The sequence below is a fragment of the Glutamicibacter halophytocola genome, assembly GCF_001302565.1.
Lineage (GTDB): Bacteria > Actinomycetota > Actinomycetes > Actinomycetales > Micrococcaceae > Glutamicibacter > Glutamicibacter halophytocola.
The window spans coordinates 931,343-954,368 of sequence record NZ_CP012750.1 but is presented as its reverse complement, the minus strand read 5'-3'; the positions used below and the strand labels follow the sequence as shown (position 1 = coordinate 954,368).

The 23,026-nt window shown below is 61.0% G+C and carries 19 protein-coding genes, 1 tRNA gene and 1 pseudogene; 8 read left to right on the top strand and 13 right to left on the bottom strand.

Annotated features, from left to right (window positions below):
• Nucleotides 1-32 precede the first annotated feature (32 nt).
• The 4 genes from AOZ07_RS04465 (at nt 33) to AOZ07_RS04450 (ending at nt 3,401) form a co-directional block, all read left to right on the top strand.
• Nucleotides 33-1,763 (top strand): phospho-sugar mutase, encoded by a 1,731-nt coding sequence (locus AOZ07_RS04465; protein ID WP_060700898.1) that lies wholly within the window; start codon nt 33-35, stop codon nt 1,761-1,763.
• Nucleotides 1,764-1,822: 59 nt separating this feature from the next.
• Entirely contained in the window at nt 1,823-2,509 is a 687-nt protein-coding gene (gene deoC / locus AOZ07_RS04460; protein WP_060700897.1) for a deoxyribose-phosphate aldolase, read from the top strand.
• Between the two features lie 34 nt (nt 2,510-2,543).
• Nucleotides 2,544-2,801: a hypothetical protein gene (locus tag AOZ07_RS04455; protein WP_060700896.1), complete on the top strand. Its 258-nt coding sequence runs from the start codon at nt 2,544-2,546 to the stop codon at nt 2,799-2,801.
• A 105-nt stretch (nt 2,802-2,906) separates the two neighbouring features.
• Complete coding sequence (locus AOZ07_RS04450) at nt 2,907-3,401, top strand: tetratricopeptide repeat protein (RefSeq protein ID WP_075972416.1); 495 nt, start codon at nt 2,907-2,909, stop codon at nt 3,399-3,401.
• Nucleotides 3,402-3,414: 13 nt separating this feature from the next.
• Here AOZ07_RS04450 and mfd read toward each other — a convergent pair whose 3' ends face one another.
• The gene (gene mfd / locus AOZ07_RS04445; RefSeq protein WP_060700895.1) at nt 3,415-7,026 is read right to left on the bottom strand and encodes a transcription-repair coupling factor; all 3,612 of its coding nucleotides are present in this window, start codon (nt 7,024-7,026) and stop codon (nt 3,415-3,417) included.
• Between the two features lie 246 nt (nt 7,027-7,272).
• Here mfd and AOZ07_RS04440 point away from each other — a divergent pair, with 246 nt between their 5' ends.
• Nucleotides 7,273-7,767 carry a DUF2505 domain-containing protein gene (locus AOZ07_RS04440; protein ID WP_060700894.1) on the top strand — a complete coding sequence of 165 codons (495 nt, stop codon included), beginning with the start codon at nt 7,273-7,275 and terminating at the stop codon, nt 7,765-7,767.
• 169 nt (nt 7,768-7,936) lie between these two features.
• Nucleotides 7,937-9,286: a Na+/H+ antiporter NhaA gene (gene nhaA / locus AOZ07_RS04435; RefSeq protein WP_060700893.1), complete on the top strand. Its 1,350-nt coding sequence runs from the start codon at nt 7,937-7,939 to the stop codon at nt 9,284-9,286.
• A gap of 86 nt (nt 9,287-9,372) precedes the next feature.
• On the opposite strand, the gene sufU is transcribed toward nhaA, so the two are convergent.
• The 8 genes and pseudogenes from sufU to AOZ07_RS04395 all read right to left on the bottom strand — a co-directional run bounded on the left by sufU (nt 9,373) and on the right by AOZ07_RS04395 (nt 15,795).
• A complete protein-coding gene (gene sufU / locus AOZ07_RS04430; protein WP_060700892.1) occupies nt 9,373-9,825 on the bottom strand; it encodes a Fe-S cluster assembly sulfur transfer protein SufU in 453 nt (150 codons plus the stop codon).
• On the bottom strand, nt 9,826-11,118 hold the full coding sequence (locus AOZ07_RS04425) for a SufS family cysteine desulfurase (RefSeq protein WP_060700891.1): 1,293 nt from the start codon (nt 11,116-11,118) through the stop codon (nt 9,826-9,828).
• Between the two features lie 254 nt (nt 11,119-11,372).
• On the bottom strand, nt 11,373-11,954 hold the full coding sequence (pth, locus tag AOZ07_RS04420) for an aminoacyl-tRNA hydrolase (protein ID WP_060700890.1): 582 nt from the start codon (nt 11,952-11,954) through the stop codon (nt 11,373-11,375).
• A gap of 42 nt (nt 11,955-11,996) precedes the next feature.
• Nucleotides 11,997-12,269: pseudogene (locus AOZ07_RS04415) on the bottom strand (50S ribosomal protein L25); the annotation flags it as partial.
• A 214-nt stretch (nt 12,270-12,483) separates the two neighbouring features.
• Nucleotides 12,484-12,984, bottom strand: a complete 501-nt coding sequence (locus AOZ07_RS04410) for a hypothetical protein (RefSeq protein ID WP_060700888.1) — start codon at nt 12,982-12,984, stop codon at nt 12,484-12,486.
• A gap of 100 nt (nt 12,985-13,084) precedes the next feature.
• A complete protein-coding gene (locus AOZ07_RS04405; RefSeq protein WP_060700887.1) occupies nt 13,085-14,065 on the bottom strand; it encodes a ribose-phosphate diphosphokinase in 981 nt (326 codons plus the stop codon).
• A 72-nt stretch (nt 14,066-14,137) separates the two neighbouring features.
• Nucleotides 14,138-15,589 (bottom strand): bifunctional UDP-N-acetylglucosamine diphosphorylase/glucosamine-1-phosphate N-acetyltransferase GlmU, encoded by a 1,452-nt coding sequence (gene glmU, locus AOZ07_RS04400; RefSeq protein WP_060700886.1) that lies wholly within the window; start codon nt 15,587-15,589, stop codon nt 14,138-14,140.
• A 134-nt stretch (nt 15,590-15,723) separates the two neighbouring features.
• A tRNA-Gln gene (locus AOZ07_RS04395) sits at nt 15,724-15,795 on the bottom strand.
• A 163-nt stretch (nt 15,796-15,958) separates the two neighbouring features.
• Here AOZ07_RS04395 and AOZ07_RS04390 point away from each other — a divergent pair.
• Both AOZ07_RS04390 and AOZ07_RS04385 read left to right on the top strand, forming a co-directional pair.
• On the top strand, nt 15,959-17,752 hold the full coding sequence (locus tag AOZ07_RS04390; RefSeq protein WP_060703297.1) for an ABC-F family ATP-binding cassette domain-containing protein: 1,794 nt from the start codon (nt 15,959-15,961) through the stop codon (nt 17,750-17,752).
• 119 nt (nt 17,753-17,871) lie between these two features.
• Nucleotides 17,872-18,168, top strand: a complete 297-nt coding sequence (locus tag AOZ07_RS04385) for a putative quinol monooxygenase (protein WP_060700885.1) — start codon at nt 17,872-17,874, stop codon at nt 18,166-18,168.
• Between the two features lie 9 nt (nt 18,169-18,177).
• Here AOZ07_RS04385 and AOZ07_RS04380 read toward each other — a convergent pair whose 3' ends face one another.
• The 4 genes from AOZ07_RS04380 to AOZ07_RS19185 form a co-directional block, all read right to left on the bottom strand.
• Nucleotides 18,178-19,548: an NAD(P)/FAD-dependent oxidoreductase gene (locus AOZ07_RS04380; RefSeq protein WP_060700884.1), complete on the bottom strand. Its 1,371-nt coding sequence runs from the start codon at nt 19,546-19,548 to the stop codon at nt 18,178-18,180.
• A gap of 152 nt (nt 19,549-19,700) precedes the next feature.
• Nucleotides 19,701-20,633: a 4-(cytidine 5'-diphospho)-2-C-methyl-D-erythritol kinase gene (locus tag AOZ07_RS04375; RefSeq protein ID WP_060700883.1), complete on the bottom strand. Its 933-nt coding sequence runs from the start codon at nt 20,631-20,633 to the stop codon at nt 19,701-19,703.
• 2 nt (nt 20,634-20,635) lie between these two features.
• On the bottom strand, nt 20,636-21,520 hold the full coding sequence (gene rsmA / locus AOZ07_RS04370; RefSeq protein WP_060700882.1) for a 16S rRNA (adenine(1518)-N(6)/adenine(1519)-N(6))-dimethyltransferase RsmA: 885 nt from the start codon (nt 21,518-21,520) through the stop codon (nt 20,636-20,638).
• Between the two features lie 100 nt (nt 21,521-21,620).
• Entirely contained in the window at nt 21,621-22,787 is a 1,167-nt protein-coding gene (locus tag AOZ07_RS19185) for a resuscitation-promoting factor (RefSeq protein WP_060700881.1), read from the bottom strand.
• Between the last annotated feature and the right edge of the window lie 239 nt (nt 22,788-23,026).

Genomic DNA, 23,026 nt, shown 5'->3' with positions numbered 1-23,026 from the left:
GAATCGCCGGCGTTCTTCTCCAAAGGAAAACAGTGAATCACACACAAAAGATCCAGCTCCTCGATGCAGCTGGCAAATGGGCGGCCCAGGATCCGGATCCGGAAACCCAGGCCGAGCTGCAACAGCTCATCGAGCGTGTCACCCAGGGCGACGCCCGGGCCTTTGACGACATCGCCGACCGGTTCAGCGGTGTGCTCGAGTTCGGCACGGCAGGCTTGCGTGCCGAACTCGGAGCTGGCCCGATGCGCATGAACCGGGTTGTGGTCATGCGCACCGCAGCGGGCATCGCCCGTTTCCTCAGCGAGAAGGCCGCCGGCCAGTACACTCCCAAGGTGGTCATCGGCTTTGACGCGCGCTTCAACTCGGATATCTTCGCCCAGGACTCCGCAGGAGTTTTCACCGCCGCGGGATTTGACGTGCTGCTGATGCCTTCGCCTTTGCCCACCCCGGTGCTGGCCTGGGCCGTGCGCGAATTCTCTGCCGAAGCAGGGGTGATGGTCACGGCCAGCCACAACCCTCCCCGCGATAACGGGTACAAGGTCTACGTGGGCGGACGAATCACCGATGACTCGGGACGTGGAGCGCAGATCGTCTCCCCTATCGACGCGCAGATCGCCGGCCTCATCGACCATCGGCAACCGGTAGCCCAGATCGAGCGCGCAGCCTCCGGCTGGGAAGTTCTTCCTGCCCCCGGCACGGCAGGTGACATCGAAGCTGCCTACCTTGCAGCCATCAACCCGGTGATCGCCGCGCCAAAGAGCGACGAGGACCCCCGCAAGAACCTGCGCGTTGTCGTCTCGGCCATGCACGGAGTGGGCGGGCACACCATGAAGCAGGCACTGCTCAATGCCGGATTCAGCGACATCCACATGGTTGCCGAGCAGGAACAACCAGATCCGCTCTTCCCCACCGTGGCCTTCCCCAACCCGGAAGAACCCGGAGCCATCGACTTGTCGCTGAAGCTGGCGCGCACGGTCGACGCGGATCTGGTCATCGCCAATGACCCGGATGCCGACCGCTGCGCCGCCGCGATCCTTGACGGCGGATCGTGGCGGATGCTGCGCGGCGACGAAGTGGGATGGCTGCTTGGCGACCAAATTGCCAAGAGCCTGCCGGAAGGCAAGAAGCTGGCCAATTCGATCGTTTCCTCGCGCATGCTGGCGGCCATCGCCAAAGATGCAGGGCGCGAGCACGAAGAAACCCTGACCGGTTTCAAATGGATTTCGCGAGTAGAGGACTTGGGCTTCGGCTACGAAGAGGCCCTGGGCTACTGCGTCGCCCCCGATTTGGTCCGCGACAAGGACGGGATTTCCGCAGGAATCGTCTTGGCCGATTTGGCATCCGAGCTCAAGGCAGCAGGCGCTTCGCTGGCCGGCCGCCTTGACGAGCTGGCAGCAAGGCACGGAGTGCACGTGACCGATCAGCTCTCGCTTCGCTTCACCGACCTGGCCCAGATCCCCGTATTGATGGATCGCTTCCGCCGTCAGGCCCCCGAATCATTGGGCGGTTCCGAGGTTTCCGAGGTCACCGACCTGTCCGCGGGCACCGAAAAGCTCCCGGCCACCAACGCCATTATTTTGCATACTTTCAGTGGTGCACGCGTGATCGTTCGCCCATCGGGCACCGAGCCAAAACTCAAGTGCTACTTGGAAACCATTGAACCGGTTGACGACATTCACGGCGTACCGGCGGCCCGCCAACGAGCCACCGAACAGATCCAAGCCATCAAGAAGGAATTGGCAGCCTACCTGAATGCCAACTAGGCTTGCCCTTTCGAGACTTTCATTTGAATTGCTTGAGATCTTAATTGTTAGAGGAAAAGATGACTGAACTTACCGCCCGCGAAATCGCCGGCTACATAGATCACACCCTGCTGGCGCCAAATGCCTCGCGGGAACAGATTGTCCAAATCTGCGATGAAGCCAAGAAGTACGAATTCAAGTCGGTCTGCGTGAACCCGCTGTGGGTTTCCACCCTGGCTCGCGAGCTGGAAGGCACAGATGTGCTGACCTGCTCGGTGATCGGATTCCCGCTGGGGGCCTCCGCAACTGACACCAAGGTCTTTGAAACCAATCATGCGGTGGCCGATGGCGCCAACGAAATCGATATGGTCATCGACATCGCCGCAGCATTGCGCGGAGATCGTGATGCTCTGGTCAACGAGATCTTTGCTATTGCCCAAGCCGCCCACGAGGGCGGTGCCATCTTGAAGGTCATCATCGAAACCTGCCTGCTCACCGAGGAAGCCAAGGTGCTGGCCTGCGAGGCTGCCAAGGCCGCGGGTGCCGATTTCGTGAAGACCTCCACCGGATTCTCCACCGGCGGTGCCACTGTTGAAGACGTGGCCTTGATGCGCCGCACCGTGGGACCGGAATTGGGTGTCAAGGCCTCCGGCGGAGTGCGCAGCGTGGAGACCGCTCGTGCCATGATTGCCGCCGGCGCTACCCGACTGGGATCCAGCTCAGGAGTTGCTATCCTAGAAGGAGAGCAAAGCGGTTCCAGCTACTAGGACATCGCCCCTATCTGTTTCCCAAGGAGAAAAAGTGTACTCGAACGGCAAGAACACTGCCCATTCCGGTGAAGGCCGCCTTGTCGGCAACATCATCAACTTTGTGATCTTCTTCGTGATCTTCGCAGCAGGCATCTACACCCTGGGCTACTGGGAATTGGACAATGCCTGGTGGCCAACCCTGGCGGGCTTCGCGCTGATGTTCCTGGCTTTTGCCATTCCGATGCACCTGATGGGCCGCTCGGAAAAGTCCGAGGACCTGGTTGCAGCCAGCACTGCAAGCCAGAAGTAGCTTGTAGGCTTCTTGCGAAAGGTTGTCAGGCCCGCTGGGCCTGGCAGCCTTTCCTGTTTAAACGCATTCCCTGCCCCCGGGGCATAGTCCGCATAAACTGGGCCCATGAGTGAGACGTGGGAACAACGGGTGGAAGCCTTCTGGGATACGAGTGCGGGCAAAAGCGCGGAAGAGCTTCGTGAAGAGCTTGGGGAGCTGCTCCAAGGCCGTGACCCCGCCGATCCGCGGGTGCTCTTTGAAATGGCTTCGCTGCATGACTTCCTGGGCGAAGAGGAACAGGCGGTTCTGCCTTATCAGCAGGCCTTGCAGGCCGGGCTAGGCGGTCAAAAGCAGGAAGAAGCGCTCATCCAGCTGACAAGCACCCTGCGCAATCTGGGAGAGCCTGGGCAGGCGGTGGCCTTGCTGGAACAGATTCCGCCGTCCTCGCTTCTTCATGCAGACGCCCAGGGGTTTTTGGCCTTGGCGCTGCTGGATGCCGGCCGCAGCACCGAAGCGCTGCGCATCGCCATCACCGCGCTGGCGCCGCATGCCCGGCTCTATGGCCGGGCACTGGCTGCCTACGCCCAGGACCTTGACGTCCCGGGCGCAGCACAGCGCTAGTGCCCTCAAACAGCTAGGCAGTTGCCGGAGCAGGGGTCGGCTCAAAGATCGCGTAGAGCAGCTTTTCAGCCCATTCGAGGATCTCTTCATCCGCCAAGTCGCGGCCGCCAATCGGCGAGGTCTTGGGCTTGGGCAGGAAGATCGAATTCAGCGCCGGCTTGTTTGCAGCACCAGGGTACAGCCGTTCCAGGCGCACCTGGCGTGATGCCGGAAGGTCCTCGATCTTCGCTGGCGACAGCTTGATATTGTTGCCGATCTGCTGGATATCGTGCAGCCCTACGGCGCGTGCGCGAATACGCAGCGCGGCAACCCGCATGAGGTTCTCCACCGGCTGCGGCAACTTGCCATAGCGGTCCACCAGTTCCTCCCGCACTTCGGCGAGCGCCTCGGTGGTTTCCGCCGAGGCGATATTGCGGTAGGCCTCCAGGCGCAGCCGTTCGCCGGGCACATAGTCGTGCGGCAGGTGGGCATTGACCGGCAGGTCGATCTTCATCTCGGTGGCTTCCTCTTCGCCCTCGCCCTTGTAGTCGGCCACGGCTTCGCCCACAAGCCGCAGGTACAGGTCGAAGCCCACACCGGCTATGTGCCCGGACTGCTCGCCGCCGAGCAGGTTGCCCGCGCCACGCAGTTCCAGGTCCTTCATCGCCAGCTGATAGCCGGAGCCGAGCTCGTTGTGCGCTGCGACGGCTTTCAGCCGCTCCAGGGCCACTTCGCCCAGCGGCTTCTCGACATCCCAGAGGAAGTACGCATAGGCGCGTTCGCGGCCTCGGCCCACGCGTCCACGCAGCTGGTGAAGCTGAGAGAGGCCGTAGTTGTTGGCCCGGTCCACGATCAGCGTGTTGGCGTTGGAAATATCCAGGCCGGTTTCGATGATGGTGGTGGAGACCAGGACGTCGAACTTCTTCTCCCAGAAGTCCTGGATGATCCGCTCCAGCCGCGATTCGCTCATCTTGCCGTGGGCCACTTCCACGCGTGCTTCAGGGACAAGCTCGCGAAGTTCGGCGGCCACCCGGTCGATGGAGCTCACGCGGTTGTGCACAAAGAACACCTGTCCATCGCGCATGAGCTCGCGCTTGATGGCAGCGGAGATCTGCTTGTCGCTGCGTGGACCCACATAGGTGAGCACTGGATGGCGTTCTTCCGGAGGCGTTGCCAAGGTGGAGGTCTCGCGGATGCCAGTCAATGACATTTCCAAGGTACGCGGGATCGGGGTGGCGCTCATGGCCAGCACATCCACATTGGTGCGCATCTTCTTGAGCTCTTCCTTGTGCTCGACGCCAAAGCGCTGTTCCTCGTCGACTATCACCAGGCCCAAGTTCTTGAACTCGACATTTTTGGACAAGAGCCGGTGCGTGCCGATGACGATATCCACGCTGCCATCCTTCAGCCCGGCCAGGATTTCCTTGGATTCCTTGGCGGTCTGGAAACGCGAGAGGGTTTTCACGCGCACCGGGAAGCCGGAATAGCGTTCGGTGAACGTCTGGTAGTGCTGGGAAGCGAGCAACGTGGTGGGCACCAATACTGCGACCTGGCGGGAATCCTGCACCGCCTTGAAGGCAGCACGCACCGCAATTTCGGTTTTGCCAAAGCCCACGTCGCCGGAAATCAGCCGGTCCATCGGGATTTCCTTCTCCATGTCGGACTTCACCTCGTTGATGGCGGTGAGCTGATCCGGGGTCTCGATGAAGGCGAAGGCCTCTTCCAGCTCATGCTGCCATGGGGTGTCCTGCCCGAAGGCATGGCCGCGGCTGGCCATGCGCGCCGAGTACAGCTTGATCAGGTCGCCAGCGATTTCCTTGACCGCTTTGCGGGCCTTGGACTTGGTGCTGGCCCAATCCGAGCCACCCATCTTGGACAGGGTCGGGGCTTCGCCGCCGACATAGCGGGTGACCATGTGCAACTGGTCCATCGGCACAAAGAGCCGGTCCCCCGGCGCCCCGCGCTTGGAAGACGCGTATTCCACCACAAGGTATTCGCGCTTGGCGTCCTTGCCTGAACCGTTGACCTTGCGCGCCATCAGCTCCACGAACTTGCCGATGCCGTGCTGCTCGTGGACGATGTAGTCCCCGGCTTGCAGGCTCAGCGGGTCCACTGCATTGCGCTTTCGCTTGACGGTGAGCTTGCGGCCCTTGCGATTCGGGTAGGCGCTGGAACGCCCCAGCAGGTCGGCCTCGGTCAGCAATCCGAGTTTGAGCTCTTCGAAAACGAACCCGCGTCCGGCGGTTGCCTGGGTGATCTCAATCAGGCCCGGGGTTGGCGCCTGGGCGATATTCTCCACGCGATGGGCCGGGATGCTGAACTCTGCGAACAATTCAGCAAGGCGCTGTGCCGGGCCTGGACCCTCGGTAGCCACCACGAAGCGCCATTGGTCCTTGACTCGTCCTGCGATGAATTCCATCATCGCTTCGATATCACCCTGGTAGCCGTGGGGTTCGCGGGCCGGGATGCGAATGGTCGAAGCGCCAAGATCGAGTTCTTCATCCGCGCCCATGGCCGTCAGTGCCCACCAGGACACCTTGGCTGCCTTGGCGTGGTTCAGGGTTTCTGCCAGTGACGCAAAGTCGCCGGTGGCGAGCTTGCGCTCGGAGTTGGCGGTGTTCAGATCCAGTGGCGCGCTGGCGCCGTCAGAAGCGGAGGCCCAGGCGGCTGCCAGGAATTCCGCGTTGGTGGCGTTGAGGTCCTGGGCGCGGGCGCGAACCCTTTCAGGCTCCATGATCAGGGCGATGGACGACTCTGGCAAAAGCGAGAGCAGGGGAACCATCTTGTCCACCAGCAGCGGTGCCAGCGATTCCATGCCTTCTACAGCGATGCCGCCGGCAATTTTGGTGAGCATTTCCTCGGCGGCGGGGAAATGGTTCTTCAAATTGGCTGCCCGGCTCATCACCTGTGGAGTGATCAGCATTTCACGGCAGGGGGTGGCAATGATTTTCTGCGGCCCTGCGTCATCGGTGGAGCGCTGGTCGGCGATGGCGAAGTAGCGCATGGAATCGATCTGGTCGCCGAAGAAATCGATGCGCACCGGGTGGTCAAGGGTTGGCGGGAAGACATCGATGATGCCGCCGCGGACCGCGAATTCGCCTCGGTGGGTCACCATGTCGACACGGGCGTAGGCGGCAGCGGCCAAATCCTTGATGACCTGGTCGAAACCTGGTTCGTCGTCGAGCTCCAAGGCGACCGGGCGCAGTTCTCCCAGGCCGGCAACCAGCGGCTGGAGCACGGCGCGGATTGGCGCGATCACTACGCTGAGGCTTTCATCCCGCTGATGCAGCCTGCGCAGCACCTCCAGCCGGCGCCCCACGGTGTCGCTGCGCGGCGAGAGGCGTTCGTGCGGCAGGGTTTCCCACGATGGGAATTCGGCAATCTGCTCTGCAGGGACATAGGCGCTGAGCGAACTGGACACTTCTTCTGCTTCGCGTCCGGTCGCGGTGACAATGAGCGTCACCCCAGAGTGATTGCTCTCGTGCAGTGCCTGGCTGATATGGGCCGAGAGGATAGCGCGCATGCCCTGCGGGGCCGCGATCTCCAGGTCTTCGCTTCGCGTGGAGAAGCCATTGGCTGCACTGTGCTGGATGCGGCGGAAGGATGGCTCCTCGCGCAGGAAGTCATGAAGTCCATTCAGGCTCATGGGGATTTCGTATCCTCTCGTGCAGGCGCTTGGAGCAGTGCGCCCAGTGGTGGATCTGGGCGGAAACGACACCACGAACACCGACCGCAAATGTTTTCCGCGGCCGGCTCAACGCCAATATGTTGTTTTAGGTGCAGTCCTAGCCTACCTAATACATCCCACCGGATAGGGTTAATAGTGTCCGTCCCCGGGCGAGCAATCCTTGCTTGCCCGGCCAGCCAAATTTCCAGATTGGGATTAGCTTTTATGGCATTGAATGCAAGCACTCAGATCAGCCACCCTGCACAGCAGGTTATCGCTACCTTGAGCGATCGTGGCTTCGCCGAGCATCTGACCAAGGTTGCCAACGGCACTTTGAATGAATTCACCGTAGATGGCGATATCGCTGGTGCCTTTACCTTGACGACGGTCCGCTCAGTGCCTACCGACCGAGTCCCGGATATTGCGCGAAAGTTTGTCGGCTCTTCCATCGAGATCACCCAGGTCGAGAAGTGGAGCGCACCAGATGCTGCCGGAAGCCGGTCTGCGACAGTGCAGATCACCGTTGGCGGTGTTCCAGTGTCGGTCAGCGGCACCGAGCAGCTCACCGGCCAGGGGGAGGTTTCCGAGCTCGCTGTGGATGCCAAGGTCTCCTCGTCGATTCCTTTTATCGGGGGCAAGCTGGCCTCCGCCGCCGAGCCATACATTGGCAAGGCGTTGAACCTGCAGGCTGCCCAGGTCAACGCCTGGCTTTCAAAGTAAGCCGCAGCAGCTGTAGCTTGATCCCCCATAGATCCCCGGATGTGCGATTTTCGCAATACGTCCGGGGATTTGTGGTCCCCAGCACTGATCGCGATAGGGTGGAAACAGGTGTGCCGGGAAGTCTGGTCGGCGAGAAATATTCATTTAACGAACTAAGCGAGTTAAACGCATGAGCCAAACTCCGTCTTCGGGTTCCGGCAAGAACCTGTTTTCACGCCCAAGCTACAGAGAGTCAGTGCGCATCGGAGATATCCTGCGCAAGGAGACCGTCGGTGGCATGGTGCTCATCGCCGGCGCCCTGCTGGCCTTGATCTGGGCAAATACTCCCCTGCGCGAATCCTATTTTGCGCTTCGCGATTTCCACTTTGGCCCGACCCTCTTCGGTGTCGACCTGAACCTGTCCATCGGCCACTGGGCTGCCGACGCGCTGCTCGCGGTGTTCTTCTTCCTCACCGGCCTTGAGCTGAAAAAAGAATTTGTCATCGGCGACCTGCGCAATGTCAAGACTGCTGCGGTTCCCGTGGCCGCTGCCTTTGGCGGCGTGCTGGTACCAGCCCTGATTTTCATTGCAGTGGCGGCCGGTTCCGGGGGCGGTGCAGAACTGCTTCGCGGCTGGGCCATCCCGACGGCTACCGACATTGCCTTTGCGGTTGCCGTTCTCGCCGTAATTGGTTCAGCACTGCCTGCGGCGCTGCGCATCTTCCTGCTGACGCTGGCGGTCGTGGACGATTTGATCGCCATTGTGATCATTGCTGTGGTCTTCACCGATGAGCTCAAGCTGTCCTACTTGGGTCTCGCGCTGATTCCGATCATCCTGTTTACCGTCCTGGCCCGCTACCTTGGCAAGTTCTTCGCCAAGCATGCTTGGGGCGCCTGGGTCATCTTGTTGCCGCTGGGCATCATCACCTGGATCTTCGTCTTCGGTTCCGGAATTCACGCCACGATCGCTGGCGTGGTCCTGGGCTTCTGCGTCCCGGTCAAGCGCACCGATGGACGCGAAGGCGTCGGGTTGGCGGAACAGTTCGAACACCGTTTCCGTCCGTTGTCTTCCGGTTTTTGCATCCCCATCTTCGCCTTCTTTGCCGCGGGAGTGACCGTGGTTTCCTCTGATCCCGGCAGCGGCAATGTCTTGGCCGACCCGGTCTTCTGGGGCATCGTCCTGGGCCTGGTTATCGGCAAGCCGATTGGCATCATGGGCTTCACCTGGTTGCTGACCAAGTTCACGAAGGCTTCCTTGGACAAAGACGCCCAGTGGGGCGACCTGCTCGGCGTGACGCTGCTGGCGGGCATTGGCTTCACGGTCTCGCTCCTGGTTTCCGAGCTGTCCTTCGGCTTGGAATCGCCGCACTACGAGCATGCCAAGGTGGCCATCCTCAGCGGTTCGTTCCTCGCTGCGATCCTCGGCGCCCTCTGGCTGGTGCCGCGTAACCGCCGCTACAAGGTCATCAACGAGCGCGAGACGCGCGATGACAACAAGGACGGCGTTCCCGACGTCTACCAGGATGAGGACAACAACTAGGTTTCGGCCCATCTGGCATGCATTAAAGGACTGTGGCGCTTGACCTCCGCGAAGGAGGGCAAGCGCCACAGTTCTATGCAGGCTGGCTACTTGTTGGCACCGAGCATCGCCGCCTCAGCGGCAACCCACGCCAGCATCGCGCACTTGACGCGTGCAGGGAACTTGGAGACGCCCACGAATGCGGCAGCATCCTCCAGCACCTCTTCATCCGGCTCGAAGTTTCCCTTGGAGCGCATCATTTCGCGGAAGATCTCCAGCTTGTCCAAGAACTCGTCCTTGGTCATCTCTGGAAGCATCTCGCTGAGCACCGAAGCGGAAGCCATGGAGATGGAGCAGCCTTCGCCTTCCCAGCTCATGGATTCAAAATGGTCTTCATCGTTCAACTCCACGCGGACCCGGATCTGGTCGCCACAGATGGGGTTGTGCTGGTGCGATTCACCGTGCAGGTGCCCCGCGGTGGCCTCCACCAGCGGCGAGCCGATGCGCCGCTTGGAATGATCCAGGATGACCTGTTGGTACAGCTGATCTAATTCGTTCACTTAGACTCCAAAGTATTCGCGCACGGTGCCCAAGGCATCGATAAGCGCCTTGATGTCTTCTTCCGTGTTGTACAGATAAGTGCTTGCCCGGGTGGTGGCAGTGACGCCCAGGGCGCGGTGCAGCGGCTGGGCGCAGTGGTGGCCCACACGCACGGCGATGCCTCGCGAATCCAGGTACTGTCCGACGTCGTGCGGGTGCACGCCGAGAACTTCAAATGGCACGGTGCCGATGCGAGGGGCATCGCTCGGGCCGAACACCCGGACACCGTCAATCTTGGACAGGCCTTCATAGAGCATTGCGCCGAGGTGCTCTTCCCACTGCGCAATGCGGTCCATGCCGATCTCCTGCAGGTAGCTGACCGCCGTGGCCAGTCCGTGGGTCTGCGCGATGCGTTGGGTTCCGGCTTCGAAGCGCTGCGGAGCAGGCAAGAATTGAGCGTGTTCCATGTCTACAACGGTGATCATTGAACCGCCGGTGAGGAATGGCGGCATGGCGTTCAGCAATTCTTCGCGGCCGTACAGGGCGCCGATACCAGTCGGGCCGAGCATCTTGTGGCCGGAGAAGGCCATGAAGTCCACGTCGAGTTCCTTGACGTCTACCGGCAGGTGCGGCACCGACTGGCAGCCATCGAGCACGGTCAAAGCGCCAACCTTGCGGGCCGCATCAACGAAACGCCGGGTGTCGGTGATGGTTCCCAGCACGTTGGAAACGTGGGTGAAAGCCACCAGCTTGGTTTTCTCGGTGACCAGTTCATCAAGCAGGTCATAGCGAAGTGCGCCATCTTCGGCTACCGGGACATAGCGCAACGTAGCACCGGTGCGGAAGGCCAGTTCCTGCCAGGGGATCAGGTTGGCGTGGTGCTCGATTTCGGTGGTGAGGATTTCGTCGCCCGGTCCGATGCGGAAGCGGGCTGCTTCTTCGCCCCCTCGCCCCAAAGAGGCATTGGACATCGAGTAGCTGATCAGGTTCAGCGCCTCGGTGGCATTAGAGGTCCACACCAGCTCGTTGGTGCGTGCTCCGATGAACTTGGCTACGGTCTCGCGTGCCTCTTCATAAATCTCGGTGGCTTCAACGGCCAGGGTGTGAGCGCCACGGTGCACTGCGGCATTGGCGTTCTCGTAGAAGTGCTGCTCCGCTTCATAGACGCAGCGCGGCTTCTGGCTGGTGGCTCCTGAGTCCAAGTACACGACGTCGGTACCGTTGACTTGGTGCTCCAGAATTTCAAAATCTGCCTTGATGCGCTGAACCTCGACGGCACTGAGCGATACCTGGGCTTCTGGCTGACCGGTCATCGTCTGCACGTGGTCCTCCGAATAATTGTCATGGGCTGCCTTTCAGTCTTGGCGATCAAGCGCCAATGACGGATTAGGCAAGGTGTACATTGGGTAATTATTCCACTCCGGAGCAAGAAGCACATCTAAGTTTGGCCTTAGTAAGTAACACCTCAAACGGTGCCATTAACTCATCAAGGACCGCGGTGAGCCGGTTGGGCCTTTCCGCGATCCTCGATAATTCATCCGCACGCTGCACGGCAGCGTCCTGCGAATCAGCTGGTATGAAATTTGGTTTGGGCCGCTTCAAGCCCTGAGCTCATCAGCAGCTCAACTGCGTCAGCACAGTTATCTATCAAGAACGGGAGATCTTGCTTCTCGGTCTTGGAGAAATCCTGCAAGACCCATTTAGCCGTATCCATGCGCCCTGGTGGACGTCCAACACCCGCGCGTACACGCAGGTAGTCCTTGGAGCCCATGGCCTTGGAGATATCGCGCAGGCCGTTATGGCCGCCTTCTCCCCCGCCGCGCTTGAGCTTGATGGTGTCAAAAGGAATATCGATTTCATCATGCACAACGATCAGGCGATCAACGCCGATGCTGAAGAACTTCGCGGCATTGGCTACCGGCCCGCCGGAGAGGTTCATGAAAACCATCGGCTTGGCCAGCACGATCCGCGGACCGCCAACACCCATGCGCCCCTCGACTACCTGCGAGCGGGAAGAGTGCGTTTTGAATTTCGAGCCGATCCGATTGGCCAGCTCATCGAGCACCATCTGCCCGATATTGTGTCTATTGCCAGCGTAGCCGGACCCGGGGTTCCCGAGTCCGGCTACGAGCCAAGTGCCATCACTCATGATGCTTAGCTAATGCCTATTTCGCTGGAATTAGGCAGCGATGATCAGGTCAAGGTGATCAACGGTGCGGTTCAGCGCGTGGATCTGGATGTCCTTGATGGCGGTCTTGACGGTCTTGCCGTCGATGTTCAGAACCAGCTCCACACCGCGGTCGCGAACGGCCAGGGTGGTTTCGCGGGCTGGAAGCAGCACGTGCTGTGGCTCGGAGCCTGCACCGTAAACAACTGCTGGGATCTGGCCGTCGCGGCGAGCCTGGCGGGCAGCGCCCTTGCCGAAATCGCTACGTACAACGGCGTCAAGGTTGACAGATGCCATGATAATTCTCCTTAGGAAATGAATGCTTCGTTAAGGCCCTTGCGTGGACTCGGGAAGCATCCAACATCTAGGAGATGAAAGAGCTTGTCCGGCCTTGTCGATAACGGTCCCACCATCTCTGGTGTTTCCCTCGCCTGGGCACAGTCAACAATTCTACCAGCTGTGATCGCCAGCGAGAAAACCTGTAGCGAACGCCACTAAACCCGGCCTTTGCTCACCGGTCCTGGAAAACAAAAGTATCGGCCAGCGCAAAACCGTGGGTGTCATCGCAGCGATAGCCGCGCAACCACACCGCGCCTTCCACCACCCGCAGATAGAATCCTCGCGGAAAGTCCTGGTCTCCCAGGGCTGCGGAAGCGATGGTCAGTGAATCATCCGGTTTCTTTCCAGCACTGAGCGCCGAATCCCTTGAAGCCGCTTGGTCCAGGAATTCCAGTCGCAGATAAGGCCCGGTAATGGCAGGGCACAGGCCCAATCCACTGCTGATCGCGCACTCGAAGATTTCTGGCAAAGTTGCTCCGGCGTCCAGCCCCAGCTGTTGCACAGTGCGGCTAACCAGGTTCAGCGTGCGGACTGGCGCTATGCGCTCAAAGATCTCATGGGCCAGCAGGACCTTGGCATAGTCATTGAGCTGCACACCGGCTTCGGCCATTCGCTGCTGCAGGTGGGCACGTTCGAGCCCTCCGAGGGTGACCTGCCGTGTTCCGAATTCCATGCTTGGCCTTCCGGGAAATTGATCCGCCACGGGTGATGGCTTAACCGCCTCTGGCCGGCACCCGAAGGTACCGGCCAGAGGCGTTGCGAAACGAGGGCTGCTAGGCGCGGCCGTCAAACAGGTTCGTGACCGAACCGTCGTGGAATACTTCCGAGATCGCGCGAGCGATCGTCGGTGCAATGGAAAGCACCGTCAGGTTCTCAAAACGCTTCTCTTCAGGGATCGGCAGGGTGTTGGTGACAACAACCTCGCGGGCACCGCACTCAGCCAGGCGCTGGGCAGCCGGGTCCGAGAAGACCGCGTGGGTCGCGGCAATGATGACATCCTTGGCGCCAGCTTCCTTCAGCACGCGCACTGCGCCTGCGATGGTTCCTCCGGTGTCGATCATGTCGTCAATCAGGATCGCGGTGCGGCCCTCGACCTGGCCAACCACGGTCTTGGACTCTGCCTGGTTAGGCACGGTCAAGTCGCGGGACTTGTGCACGAAGGCAAGCGGTGCGCCGCCCAAGCGGTCTGCCCACTGCTCGGCCACGCGAACGCGTCCGGTATCCGGGGAAACCACGGTGACTTCGTTGACGTCAACCTTGGACTTGATGTAGTCAGCCAGCAGCGGGAAGCCGAAGAGGTGGTCGACCGGGCCGTCGAAGAAGCCCTGGATCTGCGCGGTGTGCAGGTCGCAGGAAATCACGCGATCCGCGCCGGCGGTCTTGAACAGGTCGGCAACCAGGCGGGCCGAGATCGGCTCGCGGCCACGGCCCTTCTTGTCCTGGCGTGCGTAGGGGTAGAACGGTGCCACCACGGTGATGCGGCGGGCCGAGGCACGCTTCATCGAGTCGATCATGATCAGCTGTTCCATCAGCCAGTTGTTCAGCGGTGCTGGGTAGGACTGCAGCAGGAAGACATCCTTGCCGCGGACCGACTCATCCGAGCGAACGTAGATCTCGCCATTGGCGAAGTCGTAGGCGTTCAGCGGCAGCAGTTCGGTGCCCAGTTCCTTGGAGACCTCGGCGGCTAGTTCCGGGTGTGCGCGACCGCTGGCCAGCACCAGCTTTTTGTCGACGTTATGGCTGATTTCACTCATTGGGTATGCTTTCTCGCTCGCTTCGCTATCACGTATGAGGTTGTTGTCGAGGAAATTAAGTCCGTGGCCGGATTACTCGGTGCCCGAGGAATTCAGGGAGGACTTGAATGCGGCGTCAGCCGAAGGGGTCCCCGGACGCTTTTCAAGCGTCCAGCCCTCGGTATTGCGCTGCGGAGCCACAGACAGTGCCAAAGCACCGGCCGGGACGTTCTTGCGGACGATGGCGCCTGCACCAGTGTACGCGCCATCCCCGATTTCAACCGGGGCGACAAATACCGTGTTGGAGCTGGTGCGCACATGCGAACCGATCTTGGTTCGGTGCTTCTTTTCACCATCGTAGTTCGCGGTGATATTGCCGCACCCGATGTTGGTGAATTCACCGATTTCAGCGTCCCCGGCGTAGCCGAGGTGCGAGAGCTTGGAGCCGCGGCCAATCGTGACGTTCTTGGTTTCGTAGAAGGCGCCGATCTTGCCATCGGTGCCCAGCTCGGTGCCCGGGCGCAGGTAGGCGAAGGGGCCAACCGAGGCGCCTTCGGAGATCCGCGAATCGGTGGCGTCGCTGCGCTTGACGGTGGCCCGCTGGCCGACGACAACATTGGTCAAGGTGGTGTCCGGGCCCACGGTGGCGTTATCGCCAATGATGGTCCGGCCGTGCAGCTGGGTTCCCGGCTTCAGCGTGGCGTCGCGGCCGATGATCACCTCGGCATCAATCCAGGTGGTGGCCGGGTCGACGATGGTCACGCCCTCGCGCATCCAGAATTCGGCTTTGCGCTGGTTGTAGATGCGGGCCAAGTTGGAAATCTGGACGCGGTCGTTCGCGCCTTCGATCTGCCAGCGGTCCGAGATCTGCGAGGAAGCCACCCGGCCGCCGCGAGCGCGGGCGATGGCCAGCACGTCGGTCAGGTACATTTCGCCCTGCGCGTTCTCGGTGGTGACCTCGGTCAGCGCCGAACGCAGCATCTTGGTGTCGAAGGCGTAGATGCCGGAGTTAATTTCCTTGATCAACAGCTCGTCAGCCGAGGCGTCCTTCTGCTCGCGGATGCCGGCGACGTCGCCGTTCCCATCGCGCAGGATGCGCCCGTACCCGTTGGGGTCTTCAAGCGAGGTGGTCAGCACGGTCACCGAGTTGCGGTTGGCCTCGTGGGTGGCCACCAGATCCAGCAGCACTTCGCCGGTGAGCAATGGCACATCGCCATAGGTCACAACGGTGGTGCCTTCAAGGGCTGGATCGATGGCGTCCAGGCCCTGCTGGACTGCGCGGCCGGTGCCTGGAATCTCATCCTGGTCGGCGATGGTGATGGACGGGAACTGGCCGAGAATGTGCTCGGCAACCAGGTCTCGCTGGTGGCGGACGACGGCCACAAGGTTTTTTGGCTGCAGTGCCGAGGCAGCATGAAGCGCATGGGCAATCATGGAGCGACCTGCGATTTCGTGCATGATCTTCGGCTTGGCCGACTTCATCCGGGTACCGGCCCCGGCGGCTAGGACGATGACAGCAACTGGTGCATTGGCCTGATCGCTCAAGTGCGCTCTCCTGCAGATTAGATTCAAGGTTTTGGGCAGAGAAGAAAACCCTTAGACAAGTCTAACGTGCGCAGCGAGCGGGGCTGAACTGGTTAAAGAATAAAAGCGCCACCTGCGCGACGCTTTATCTGTAGTTCCGCCCCTAGGATTCGAACCTAGAATACACAGCTCCAAAGGCTGGAGTGTTGCCATTACACCAGGGCGGAAAATGGCTTATGCAGGTCATGCCCGACAAGCACGCTAATTATTCTGCCATGTTCGCCCCCATTGAGCGAAATCGCAAAACGCCATGGCTGAATAGAGGTGCGCCATGGCGGTTGCCGTCCACCAGTCCACGCCGATTTGCACTCGGAACGTAAAATGGAAATCGTGGCTCATTTACTCGGGGGCGAAGCCCTACATCTGGAATATCCCACCCATACCGTCTTCGACTCGGTCACCATCGGCATTTCCGATGGCGACCGCATCGGCCTGGTGGGACGCAACGGCGAAGGCAAATCCTCGCTGCTCGGCATGCTCTCGGGCAAGATCGAGCCCAATTCCGGACGGGTCACCCTGCGCAACGGACTTCGCGTGGGCGTGCTGGACCAGTCCGACACCCTGGATCCGGAAGCCACCGTGCACTACAGCGTGGTCGGCGAGATGGACGACCACGAGTGGGCCGGCGAAGCGCGCATCCGCGACATTATTTCGGGCCTGGTTGCCGACCTTGATTGGGAGGCCACCATCGGCACCCTCTCCGGCGGCCAGCGCCGCCGTGTGGCCCTGGCCGCCCTGCTGGTGCAGGACTGGGATGTCGTCATCCTCGATGAGCCAACCAACCACTTGGATGTCGAAGGCATCTCCTGGCTGGCTGGCCACATCAACAACCGCTGGTCCAAGAATGCCGGCGGCCTGATGGTTGTCACCCACGACCGCTGGTTCCTCGACGCGGTCTGCACCACCACCTGGGAAGTGCACGACCGGCTGGTTGAGCCTTTTGAAGGCGGCTACGCCGCCTACGTATTGCAGCGCGTGGAACGCGACCGCATTGCCGCGGTCACCGAGAACAAGCGCCAGAACATGATGAAGAAGGAACTGGCCTGGTTGCGCCGCGGCGCCCCGGCCCGTACGTCCAAGCCGAAGTTCCGCATCGAGGCCGCCAACCAGCTGATCGCCGATGTGCCACCGGCACGCAACCCGCTGGAACTTCAGAAGATGGCCACCAGCCGTTTGGGCAAGGACGTCATCGACCTGCTGGATACCGAGGTGTCCTTCGGAGCCAAGCAGGTGCTCAAGCCGTTCACCTGGCGGATCGGGCCTGGCGAGCGCACCGGCCTGCTCGGAGCCAACGGCGCAGGAAAGTCCACGCTGCTGGGCTTGATTGCCGGCACCGTGGAGCCAACCGGCGGCAAGATCAAGCGCGGCCAGACCGTGAAGCTGGCGGTGCTCGACCAGCAGTTCCGCGAGCTGGAGACCATTGGCCAGGACAAGGTCCGCGAAATCCTGGGCCGCTACCGCACCACCTTCAACGTCGACGGCAAGGACCTGACCCCGGCCCAGCTGCTGGAGCGGCTCGGTTTCTCCTCGGCGCACCTGTCCACCAAGGTCGCCGAGCTCTCCGGCGGCCAGCGCCGCCGCTTGCAGCTGCTGATGATCCTGATGGACGAGCCGAATGTGATGATCCTCGATGAGCCGACCAACGATGTCGATACCGACATGCTGGCAGCCCTGGAAGACCTCTTGGATTCCTGGCCAGGCACGTTGATCGTGGTCTCCCACGACCGCTACCTGCTGGAACGTGTCACCGACCAGCAATACGCCATCCTTGGCGGGCACTTCCGCCATGTGCCCGGCGGCGTGGATGAATACCTCAAGCTGCGTGCCGCTGAAAGTTCGACCGGTGGTTCCAACCCCTCGCAGTCGCAGGGCTCCTCTTCGTCCGCCAAGCCTGCAGGCCCATCGGGCGCCGAACTGCGCGCAGCGCAAAAAGAGCTGAACGCCAATGAGCGCAAGGTCGGCCAGCTGAACGAAAAGATCGCCAAGGTCCACGCCAAGATGGCCGATCACGACCAGAGCGACTACGAGGGCCTGGGCAAATTCACCGCGGAAATCGATGAATACCAGAGCCAGATTGACCAGCTGGAAGAGCGCTGGCTGGAATTGACGGAAATGCTTGAGTAGCCCCAGTTAGCCCCAAAAGTATTATGTGTTGGCCCGGAATCCTGACGACAGGTTCCGGGCCAGCGTCGCATTTGGCCATCGGTGCCCCTGATCCGGCAACAGCATGGCACACTCGATTCATGGGAATTGTGAGCCTGACCGGGCGCCTTGTCTGCGCCAGCCAATCAGAAGCAGACGCCGTCGCTGAGCTGTTGCCGGTCCATATGCAGCTGACCCGGGCGGAAGCCGGATGCCTGTCATTCCAGGTGACACCCACCGGCGATCCTTGGATATGGGATGTCGCCGAGCAATTCGCCACCGCTGAAGCCTTCGAAGCTCATCAGCAACGTGTGCGTGCAAGTTCTTGGGGCCAAGGAACCATGGGCATCAAGCGCGAATACAGCATCGAGGGGCTGCAGCCTGGCACAACCAGCTAACCCCATTCCCTAGGGTTTGCCGGTGATCCTATCGGCGATGAGGGCCAGCGGCGATGAGCTCTCCCGCCCCTTGAATTCGTTTCGGTCGGCCTGGCCGTAGGCGGCATATAGCCCTTTGGTCGCCAGCCAGCGCAGTGGTTCCGGCTCCCATTTGCGCACTTCGTGATTGACCCACGGCAAGCGGGCCAGTTCAGTTTCCTGGCCCAGGATCAGATCGCGCAATGTGCGCCCCGAGAGATTTGTGGTTGCCACGCCAGTGCCGACATAGCCTCCGGCCCAGCCAATGCCTGTTAGCGGATCCAAGCCGACGGTGGCCGCCCAGTCGCGCGGTACGCCGAGCACCCCGGACCACGCATGATCAATTTTTGCGTGCCTTGCCTGCGGAAACATCCGATGCAGGACTTCTTGAAGACCGCTGATGGTGCGCTGCGGTGTCTGCCCATCGGCATCAGTTCGCGAACCGTATTTGTACGGAACCCCTCGGCCGCCAATGGCGATGCGGTTATCTGCGGTTCGCTGGGCGTACATGTAGACATGGGCGTAATCCCCCAGCACTTCGCCCTGGCTCCAATTGAGCTCATCCCACAGCCTGTCCGCCAACGGCTCGGTGGCAATCATGGACGAGTTCATCGGCAGCCACAACCGCCTATGGCCGGGCAACTGGGCCGTGAATCCCTCGGTGGCCCGCACAATGTATTGCGCGTTGACCGTTCCGCCATCAAGCTCCAGTTGCCTCGGGCGGATGGTTTTCACGGTGGTATCTTCAAAGATTTCCACCCCGAGCCGTTCCAAGGCTTCGGCCAGCCCGCGCACGAGCTTCGCCGGATGGATCCTGGCCGCATGCGGGTGCCATAGCGCGGCCCTTGTTCCAGCAACATTGATCTGGCTTCGGGCTTCATCCGCGTCCAGGAGCTTGGTGCCGGTGTGCTCCCAGGCGCTATTCGCCGCAGCGTGTGCGCGCAGGCGCTGCTCCTGGGCCGGGGTGCAGGCGACTTCGAATTCTCCTCCACGCAGGATATCGGCGTTGATGTTTTCGGCAGCACAGACGTTGATGACTTCATCAACGGTTTGGTTCATGGCCAGTTGGAAGTCATTGATCGCTTGCACCGAGTGCGTCTTGAGGTAGTGTTCCCGGCCAGCGGTGATGGTGTTAGTCAGCCAACCGCCATTGCGCCCTGAGGCGCCATAGCCAACATGCCGGGCTTCCACGACCGCGATGGACAACCCCGGATTGGCTTTCGCCAGGTAATAGGCGGTCCATAACCCGGTAAATCCGGCCCCGATAATGGCGACATCCACGGTGCTGTGGCCGCGAAGTTTCGGGCGTGGTTCCGGGATGCCAATTTCTTGCCACCAATGCGATACCTGGCCGTTGAGCATGCTTGGACCACCCGTGCTTCCTAAATGAATCACTTTCACCTTGCGCTTGGAAATCAGCCTATGGCCAGTTCCATTGCACGACAAGAGCAATCAAGAAAGTCAGCTTTGTGGTTAGCTGCGGGAGCCGCGGAACCCAGTGGCTGCGCCTAGGCCTACTCGCTCAGCGTGATGTGCGCACCGGCAGCCGGAGCATTCACCGGAATGGTCGCCACGCCAACCTCGTCACCAAGCTGCGCCATCACTTCTTCGGCGTGCTCATGATCATTGACCAGCAGGGCCAGGGTTGGCCCCGAGCCGGAAACCATGGCACGCAGGGCGCCGGCACCTTCAGCAAGGTCCCGCATGGTGCCCAGTTCCGGAGCCAGGGCCAGCGACGCTTGCGTCAGGTCATTGGCCAGCACCTGGGCCAAGGCTGGAGCGTCCGAAGCCATCAGGGCCTCAATGACCGCCGGATCGATTTCCTTCGGGACTTCGACGTCCGCACCGGATCGCAGGCGATCAAGCATTCCATACACCCGCGGCGTGGACAGCCCGTAGCTGGCAGGAATCAGCACCCAGTGCGTCTTGGCCCGGGTGAGCAAGGGAGCCAGCTGGTCCCCCACTCCAAGGCCGATCGCGGCCCCGCCCATGAGCGCAAAAGGCACGTCCGCACCAAGCCGCGCGCCTAGCCGGCCAAGTTCCTCGCGGTCCAGATGGGTTTCCCACAATTCATTGCAGGCCACCAAGGTGGCCGCAGCATCCGCTGACCCGCCTCCCATGCCGCCAGCGATGGGGACACGCTTGGTGATGTGCAGGTCCGCGCCCAATGCGGTTCCGGTGTGCTCACGCAGCAGTTGGGCCGCTTGGAAGACAAGGTTGCCTTCGCCCAATGGGAAATTCTCCGGGTCATGGACCACCGGTGAATCAGGTTCCAGGCTCAGCTGCAGCTCGCCATCGGTGCGCAGGGTGGCTTCGATCTGTTCGGTCAGAGATACCGCGACATACAGGCTCGCTACTTCGTGGTAGCCGTCCTCGCGGGGCGGGCCTACCTTGAAATAGCAGTTGATCTTGCCGGGAGCGGTGGCGATGACTCGCTGCTTTGCCATGCCTAGGCCTCGCTGGCCGACGGTTCAGCCGGCACGCCCTGGGCTGCGCGGGCGATGTCGATGTACTGCTCGATATCCAGCTTCTCGCCGCGTTCCTTCGGGTCGATGCCAGCAGCCACCAGGATCTTTTCGGCGCGGACACCGGAGCCAGCCCAGCCTGAAAGCGCTGCGCGCAGGGTTTTGCGGCGCTGGGCAAAAGCGGCGTCAACGATGGCGAAAACTTCTTTGCGATCCGGGGCGTCGCTGCGGTCCTTGTCGCGGGTGAAGGACACCAGACCGGAATGGATCTTCGGCGCTGGCCAGAAGACGTTCATGCCGATGACCCCGGCTTTGCGCATGGTGCCATACCAGGCGCCCTTGACCGACGGGATGCCGTAGATCTTGTTGCCCGGGGTGGCGCTCATGCGGTCGGCGACTTCGTCTTGGACCATCACCAGGCCGTTGCGGATGGACGGGAAGTGTTCCAACAGGTGCAGGACGACCGGCACCGCAACGTTGTAAGGAAGGTTTGCCACCAGCGATGTCGGATTGCCGGGTAATTCGGTGACCTTCATGGCGTCGCTGAGGATGACGGTGAGGTCTTCTTCGCGCCCTGGCCGGAACTCGGCCATGGTCTGCGGCAGGCGCTGGGCCAGCGGCGGATCGATTTCCACGGCAACAACTTTGGCCGCTGCATCCATGATGCCAAGGGTCAGCGAACCGAGCCCCGGGCCAACCTCCAGCACAGTCTCGGCGGGGTCGACATTGGCGGCGGCGACAATGCGGCGGATGGTGTTCCCATCAATCACAAAGTTCTGCCCCAACGTCTTGGTAGGGCGGATTCCCAGCTCTTCGGCCAGACGACGGATTTCGGTGGCCCCAAGCAGCGGCAAAGATTCCTTAGACATCACAAATCCAATTCTAGTTCAGCCAGATTGATCCAAACATAACAACGCGACGCGTCCACCGTGATGGTGGACGCGTCGCGTGGTTATAGATCTTCGGTTTTTAGCGCAGGCCCAGCTTGGACGAGCAGGCCGGCCAGTGGCCCCAGCCACCGGAGGCTCGCAGCACCTCGGCTGCGGCGATCTGTTCTTGCGGGCTGGCCTGGTGTGGCAATGGCGCGTACTTGGTGCCGCCGACTGCTCGCCAGGAGGAGGCAGAGAACTGCAGTCCGCCGTAGTAGCCGTTACCGGAGTTGATCGACCAGTTGCCACCGGATTCGCACTTTGCCAGTGCCTTCCAGGTTGCGGAGATGTTGCCGGTGCTGGTCGAAGGCTTCGAAGAGGATTCTTCCTTCTTCTCTTCCTTGGTGCCCACGCGGATAACTTCTGCGACTGGTTGCTTGGTGACCTTGGACTTGAGGACTTCTTCCTCGCCCTTCTCGCCGTTGCGGGTTTCCTGGCGCAGGGTGAGTTCGCGTTCGCCCTTCTTGCCCTCGGTCTTGACCTTAGTTTCGCCCTTGTCCAGGGACTTGTCGTTGACCTTCTCGACATCGAAGTCGATGTCGCGGGTTTCGTCCCAGGTCTTGACGTTGACCTCGATAACTTCAACTTCTACGCCGGCCTTGATACCGGTGCTGTCCTTGACGTTCTTGTCGGTTTCGTCGTCAACCTTGACGTTGATTTCATCATTGTCATCAACTTTGACGTTCTGCTCGGCGAGCAGTTCCTTGACGGTCGATGCGGTGGTGGCGACGGTCTTTTTCTTGTCGTCCACAATCAAGGTGAGGTCCTTGGGCGTGATTACTTCAAGCTCGTCGCTCAAAGCGCTCAACTGCATATCCTCATCGAGGGACACCTCGGAGCCTTTTTCAAGGTCCAGCTGATTGACAACATCTGCCACGGTCATGCCGGTGGTGTGGACCACGCGCTCGGCGCCGTCAACCGTCACCTCAACAGACTTGTTGCGCTTGATATCGATCTTCTGGTCATCCGAAAGGTTCGAATCCAGGGAAGCGGAGATCTCATCGCGCTCGTCCAGCGAGATTTCCTGCTGATCCAGCAGCGCGCTGACGGTGGCAGCGCGGGTGGTGACTTCCTGGGCTTCTCCATCGACGGAGATCACTACCGACTTCTGGCCAGCAACATAGAACACGGCACCGGCGATAACCACGGCCACGGCGAGCGCCTGAGCCAGGTATTTAACCCAGCTTTTCTTGAGCAAGTGAGTCACAGTAGTGAGATCCTCATCGTTTATTGGCTCAAACCCTGAAACCTATTCCAGGAATTCATGTTGAGCCCAGCAGCACCCGCTGCCTGCTTATCAATCTGACTTATGCCGTCTTTCCCGGACGCAGCGAGGTGCGAGGATCAGGCTGCCGAGTCCCGTCGCTGGCCCGCAAAGGGCAGGAAGGACCTCAAACATCTCATCCACCGTAACCGAATTGTTATATTCATGGCAAGTGTCCTGTA

Coding starts and splice junctions, on each gene's coding strand:
- deoC (WP_060700897.1), top strand. CDS start 1,823: ATGACTGAACTTACCGCCCGCGAAATCGCCGGCTACATAGATCACACC.
- AOZ07_RS04450 (WP_075972416.1), top strand. CDS start 2,907: ATGAGTGAGACGTGGGAACAACGGGTGGAAGCCTTCTGGGATACGAGT.
- mfd (WP_060700895.1), bottom strand. CDS start 7,026: ATGAGCCTGAATGGACTTCATGACTTCCTGCGCGAGGAGCCATCCTTC.
- AOZ07_RS04440 (WP_060700894.1), top strand. CDS start 7,273: ATGGCATTGAATGCAAGCACTCAGATCAGCCACCCTGCACAGCAGGTT.
- nhaA (WP_060700893.1), top strand. CDS start 7,937: ATGAGCCAAACTCCGTCTTCGGGTTCCGGCAAGAACCTGTTTTCACGC.
- AOZ07_RS04425 (WP_060700891.1), bottom strand. CDS start 11,118: ATGACCGGTCAGCCAGAAGCCCAGGTATCGCTCAGTGCCGTCGAGGTT.
- pth (WP_060700890.1), bottom strand. CDS start 11,954: ATGAGTGATGGCACTTGGCTCGTAGCCGGACTCGGGAACCCCGGGTCC.
- AOZ07_RS04410 (WP_060700888.1), bottom strand. CDS start 12,984: ATGGAATTCGGAACACGGCAGGTCACCCTCGGAGGGCTCGAACGTGCC.
- AOZ07_RS04405 (WP_060700887.1), bottom strand. CDS start 14,065: ATGAGTGAAATCAGCCATAACGTCGACAAAAAGCTGGTGCTGGCCAGC.
- AOZ07_RS04385 (WP_060700885.1), top strand. CDS start 17,872: ATGGGAATTGTGAGCCTGACCGGGCGCCTTGTCTGCGCCAGCCAATCA.
- AOZ07_RS04380 (WP_060700884.1), bottom strand. CDS start 19,548: ATGCTCAACGGCCAGGTATCGCATTGGTGGCAAGAAATTGGCATCCCG.
- AOZ07_RS04375 (WP_060700883.1), bottom strand. CDS start 20,633: ATGGCAAAGCAGCGAGTCATCGCCACCGCTCCCGGCAAGATCAACTGC.
- rsmA (WP_060700882.1), bottom strand. CDS start 21,520: ATGTCTAAGGAATCTTTGCCGCTGCTTGGGGCCACCGAAATCCGTCGT.